Here is a 6,000-nt window from a genome sequence, read left to right as displayed (position 1 = left end):
GCCTCGGCGGCATCCCGCCGGTCGGGACCTGGGGCGGCGTCAGCAAGGAGTTCCTAGTGGGCGGGACCGGGCCGCGGGGCGTGCGGGGCATCTCCTCGCTGAGGTCGGGGCCGCCGACGCCGGTCGCGCGGCCCTTCGAGCCGCGCAGGTCGGGGTTGCCCCGGCCGGGGAGCTGCGGGCGCTGGCCGGGGGGCATGCCGCGGCCGGGCGGCGGGCGCAGGCCCGAGAGGTTGGGGCGGCCGGGCAGCTGCGGGCGCATGCCGCCGGGACCCTCGCCGAGACGGGCGGAGGCCTGCGCCGGGTCGAGGCCGGCCGTCGGGGCCGGGCCGAGCCGGGCGAAGCCGGGCGTGCCCGGGAGCCCCGGCATGCTGGGCAGGTTGGGCACCTGCTGGGGCGCGACCGGGCCGGTGGGCACCGTCGGGAACTCCGGCAGCGGGGGCAGCACGGCCTGGCCGGCCAGGGTCAGGGCGTGGTCGCGGGGCACCGAGCCCAGCTGCGTGAGCCGGTCCTGCAGCTGGTTCTGCAGCTGCGAGGTGTCCGGCGGGTTCACCTTCGGGAAGCTCGGCGGCGGCAGGATCGGCGGGGGCGGGAGGCTGCCGCCCGGGCCGCCGCCGTGGATCGTGGGAGGCTGCGCCATCGCGGCGTTGGTCGGGCCCTTGTAGCGGGTGCCCCAGGTCAGGTAGTTGAAGTACACCAACAGGTACGTGTCGGCGAGGTCCTTCACGTAGGGCTTGATGTCCTCGGTGTACTTCTTGATGAGCCGCTTCTTGCGGTCGTCCTCGTTCTCCGTATGAGTGGCGCGGCCCGACGCCGTCACCTTCGCCGCGCTGCCGGGGACGTCGCCCGGGTGGGAGATGGCCAGGCAGTACTCTTTCCACACCCGCAGGGCGTTCTTCTGGTTCCACGCGATGGTGCTGGCCAGGACGTCGAGGCCGGTGGCGTTGGTGCTCGCCACCTCCTTCCACTCGTCCAGGGAGGACAGCGCGGCGCCGATCTCGCGCAGGAAGACCTTGGAGGCGTCGGAGTTCCACTGCTCGGCCAGCGCGTCGGTGTACCGGCGCAGGTTGCGGCTGGTGTTGTCCAGCAGGGTGTGCACCCGCCGCCACATGTCGGCCAGTGCCGTGGCCCGGGCGTCCGAGTCGATCTGGATCCACGGCCACATCATCTCGATGGTGGTCGACTCCGCGTTCCAGTCCGTCGGCTGGTAGTCGACGATCCCCATCGACGCCGTGTAGTCGTCGAACTGCGCGATGCTCGGGGGCAGCTGGTACGGCGTGTAGCCGTAGTACTCGTCACTCATCGGGCCGCTCTCAGTTCTTCGGCTTCAGCGGGTCTTCGGGGGCGCCCATCATGTCCGACTGGTTGTCCGACACCTTGTACGTCGCGCCGCCGTCGCCGACGGAGAAGCCCTTGTCCCACTGGTTGAAGTAGCTCGACGTGGAGTCGTCGCTGCCGGCCGGCGGCACGATCGGCGCCGGGTCGGTCGTGCCGTCGCCGCCGGTCTGGCCCTGGGGCTGCTGCTTGTTGACCTCGTCCTGCAGGGTGGGGCGGCCGTCGGAGGGCCAGAAGACGTCATACACGTCGTCGACGCCGGCCTTGCTCAGGTCGTCGCCGCCCAGGTATTCGAAGTAGATCCCCGTCGACGCCTGCAGGATCGCGTTGAGGCTCATGCCCACGTCCTTGAGCAGGTCGCCGACCGCGGTGACGGCCTTGGCGTGCGTGCCGCGATACAGCTTGCCCTCACCGAACCCGGCGAACGTCGACTGCACCTTGGTCATCGGCAGCACGCCGTTCTTCAGGTTCTCGGTGAAGTCGCCGAGCTCGTCCTTGACCAGCTTGGCGTAGTGCTGCAGCGACTCGACGTTGACCTGGATCTTCGAGTGGTCGATCGGCGTCCACGTATCGTGCCCAGGAAGATCGTCCCGGTAATAGTCGTCGCGCATTCGCCCTCCCCGCCGAGCCGAAGTACCGTCCCAAGGTACTCAATGCTATCGAAGTCGGCCAACCGAGAACGCTGCTCAGCTCGGTGGTGGCTGCCACGCGAGCTGCACGAGGCGGCCGCCCTCCTTGCGCGTCACGTAGTAACCGCGGCCGGGCGGCTGGTGCGCGGAGCGCACGTTGCCCAGCAGCGCGCCCTCGTCGCGCTCGCCGGACAGCAGCACGCCGGGCGAGCCCAGCTCGCGCAGGCGCATGAGGACCGGCTCGTAGAGCGCCCGGCTGGCCCCGCCCGTGCGCCGGGTCAGGATCAGGTGCAGGCCCACGTCGCGGGCCTGGCTCAGGAAGTCCAGCAGCGGCGTGATCGGGTTGGTGCTGCCGCCGGCCACCAGGTCGTAGTCGTCGACCAGGACGTACAGCTCCGGGCCCTTCCACCAGCTGCGGTTGCGCAGCTGCTCGATCGTCACGTCGGGGCCGGGCAGCCGCGCCTTGAGCACCCCGATGACCTCGTCCATGATCGTCTTGGCGGTCTGGGCCGAGGTGCCGGTGCCGATCAGGTGCGGGCTGTCGAAGGCGCCGAGCAGGCTGCGCCGGTAGTCCACCACGATCATCCGGGCCTCGACCAGCTCGTACCGGTCGATGATGGCCTGGCCGAAGGCCCGCAGGAACGCGCTCTTGCCCGACGCGGAGTCGCCGAAGAGCAGGAAGTGCGGGTCGGCGGCGAGGTCGACCCAGACCGGGCGCAGGTCCGACTCGGCGATGCCGATCGGGAGGCCGGAGCGCTCACGGTCGGTGACCGGCAGGCTCTCGTACGGCAGCGTCGCCGGCAGCAGCCGCACCGGCGGGGCGCCGGCCGCCGGCCAGCTCTGCCGGATCTCGGCGACCAGCTTCTCCACGCCGTCGGCCAGGTCCTCGACCACCGGCTGCCCGTCGACTCGGGGGAGGGCGCCGAGGAACTGCAGCCCGCCGGGGACGATGCCGCGGCCCGGCGTGCGGTCCGGCACGTTCATCGCCGCCCGCCGGTCGATCTGCGAGTCGCTCGGGTCGCCCAGCTTCAGCTCCAGCCGGCTGCCGAAGAGGTCCCGGATCGCGGGCCGCACGTCGTTCCAGCGGGTCGCGGAGGCGATCACGTGGACGCCGTACGTCAGGCCGCGGTTGGTCAGGTCGTTGATCGACCCCTCGAGGTCCTCGAAGTCGGAGCGGATCGTCGACCAGCCGTCGATGACCAGGAACACGTCGCCGAACGGGTCGTCGGCGTGCTGCCCGGCCCGGCGCAGCCGCCGGTAGGTGGCCATCGAGTCCACCGCGGCCGCCGCGAAGCGCCGCTCCCGCTCGGCCAGCAGCACCTGCAGCTCGGCCACGGTGCGCCGCACGGCGCCGGGGTCCAGCCGGGTGGCCACGCCGCCGACGTGCGGCACCTCGCGCAGCGAGCCGAGCGCGCCGCCGCCGAAGTCCAGGCAGTAGAACTGGGCCTCGCGCGGCGTGTGCGACAGCGCCAGGCTGAGGATCAGGCTGCGCAGCAGGGTGCTCTTGCCGCTGCCCGGGCCGCCGACGACGACCGCGTGCCCGGCCGAGCCGGCCAGCTCCCACCAGACCGGGTCGCGGCGCTGGTCCAGCGGCCGGTCCACGATGCCGACCACGGCGTGCAGGCTGCCCTGCAGCTCGGCGACCTGCACGGTCAGGCCGCGCTCGGGATCGGCGACCCGCGAGGGCAGCAGCGCGTCGAGGGTCGGCGGGTCGGACAGCGGCGGCAGCCACACCTGGTGGGCCGGCACGCCCTTGCCCCGCATCCGGTCGACGAGCAGGTCGAGCATGCTCTCCCCGACCGCGCTCTCCTCCTGCTGCTCGGCCACCGGCTCCTCGGTCACCGGGGGCGCCACGTAGCCGCTGACGTAGTCGCGCACGACCGGCCCGCCCGAGGCGGCCAGGGCGACGGCGGTGTCGCGGCGGTACACCCCGGACACGTATGCGGCCCGGAAGCGCTTCAGCGGCTCGGTGCCGAAGCGCAGGTAGCCGTGGCCGGGGGAGCGCGGCAGCTCGAAGGCGGCCACGTCGCCGAGCACGATCCGGCTCTCCACCGCCGAGAACGTCCGCAGGCCGACGCGGTAGGACAGGTGCGTGTCCAGGCCGCGCAGCCGGCCCTCCTCGAGCCGCTGCGAAGCCAGCAGCAGGTGTACGCCGAGGGAGCGCCCGACCCGCCCGATCTGCACGAACATGTCGATGAAGTCGGGCTTGGCGGTCAGCAGCTCACTGAACTCGTCGCAGATGATGAGCAGGCTGGGCAGCGGCGCCAGCGGCGCGCCGGCCGTGCGGGCCTTCTCGTAGTCGCGCTGGCTGGCATACATGCCGGCCTTGCGCAGCAGCTCCTGCCGGCGCAGCAGCTCGCCGTTGATGGCGTCGGTCATGCGGTCGACCAGCGGCAGCTCGTCCTCGAGGTTGGTGATCACCGCGCTGGTGTGCGGCAGCACGTCGAGCTTGGTGAAGGTGGCGCCGCCCTTGAAGTCGATGAGCACGAAGTTGAGCAGCTCGGAGCTGTGCGTGACGGCCAGCGCCAGCACGAGCGTGCGCAGCAGCTCCGACTTGCCGGAGCCGGTGGCCCCGATGAGCAGGCCGTGCGGGCCCATGCCGTCCTGGGCCGACTCCTTGAGGTCCAGCTCCACCATCGTGCCGTCGGGCGACCAGCCGATCGGCACCCGCAGCCGATCCCGCTGCGGCCGGGGCACCCAGTGCCGCTGTGGGTCATAGTCCTCCGGCGAGCCGATCTCCAGCAGGTCGGTGAGGTCGATCGTGCCGGTCGTGCGCTGCTCGGTGCGCGAGGCGGCGGACAGGCGCAGCGGCGAGAGCTGCAGCGCCAGGCCCTCCATCTCGGTCTGGCTGAGCCGGTCGGCCTTGCCCACGTCGGCCCGGCCCTCGAAGGTGCTGCTGGACAGCGTGCCGTCCGCGGCGATGCTCAGGACCAGGGAGGACTGGTCGAGCAGGCGCGGCGGCGGGGTGGACAGGTCCAGGACGGTGACCCCCTCGACCCCGCCCTCCGTCATGAGGTGGTCGGAGCCGAGCACGTCGCCGCCGTCGAGGATGACGATGAGGTGCGGCCCGCCGACCCGCTCGCCGCCGCTGACCGGGTTGAACCGCGGCCGGTTGCCGAGCACGTCGTCGAGCATCGCCTCCAGGCCGGGCACGTTGGGCGAGACCAGGCGCAGCTGGCCCAGCGCGTCCGTCCGGCTCGGGTGCAGCCCGTGCGGCAGCCACTTGGCCCACTCCCACAGCGGCGCCGCGCCCGGCCCGGCGCACACGGCGACGAGCAGGTCGTCCGGGGCGTGGAAGGCGGCCGCCTGGGCGGCGATCGCGCGGGCCAGGGCCCGGGTCTGCTCCGGGTCGCCCTGCACGTAGACCCTCGCGAAGCCGTCCAGCGCCATCACGATGGGCAGGTCGTCGACGGTCGCATACGTCGTCATGAACCGGCGCAGCGCGACCGCGCACATCGGGTCGAGGTCCTCCAGCGGCTTGCTCTGCGGCGGGACCAGCGGGGTGGCCAGGTCCTGCGGGCCGAGCGCGATGCGCACCATGCCGAAGTCGGCGTCCCCGGGCCGGCGCTCCCACAGCCGCTGGCTGGCCGGGACGGACCACAGCGAATCGGGGTCGGGGTAGCGGTACAGCTGCGTCGCCCTCTGCTTCTGACCGGCCCGGCGGACCTGCCGGCGGCGCTGGCCGAGGTGGCGCATGTAGTTGCGCCGGGCGAGCAGCATCTCCTGCCGCCCGGGCCCGCTGTGCTGGCCGAACTGGGAGGCGAGCATACCGATGGCGGACAGGCCGAACATGGCGCCCGTCATGTATGCCAGCGGGCCGCCGCGCTGCCCGGCGAACATCAGGGCCATCGACCCCGAGCCGGCCAGCATCGGGATCATCATGAGCATCTGCGCCCAGCCGCGGCCCGTCGGCGCCGGAACCTCCGGCGGCGCGTCGAGCAGCACCTCGCCCGTCGGGTACTCGGGCTCGGCCCGCCGCGACGGCCTGCGGCGCACGACTGTGCTCACTCGAGCTCATCCTCCCTTTCGACCTCGCTTG

General features: G+C 72.6%; 2 protein-coding genes and 1 pseudogene. All 3 read right to left on the bottom strand.

The window, feature by feature from the left end:
• Positions 1-1,300 (bottom strand): annotated as a pseudogene (locus AB0M46_RS44210) (hypothetical protein); the annotation flags it as partial.
• Positions 1,301-1,310: 10 nt separating this feature from the next.
• A complete protein-coding gene (locus AB0M46_RS44205; RefSeq protein WP_363346333.1) occupies positions 1,311-1,943 on the bottom strand; it encodes a hypothetical protein in 633 nt (210 codons plus the stop codon).
• A gap of 75 nt (positions 1,944-2,018) precedes the next feature.
• Positions 2,019-5,969: a type VII secretion protein EccCa gene (eccCa, locus tag AB0M46_RS44200; RefSeq protein WP_363346331.1), complete on the bottom strand. Its 3,951-nt coding sequence runs from the start codon at positions 5,967-5,969 to the stop codon at positions 2,019-2,021.
• Positions 5,970-6,000 lie beyond the last annotated feature (31 nt).

The sequence above is a fragment of the Dactylosporangium sp. NPDC051485 genome, from assembly GCF_040682015.1.
GTDB lineage: Bacteria > Actinomycetota > Actinomycetes > Mycobacteriales > Micromonosporaceae > Dactylosporangium.
Note: the sequence above shows the minus strand (reverse complement) of the source record. Positions and strands in the feature narration are given on the sequence as shown.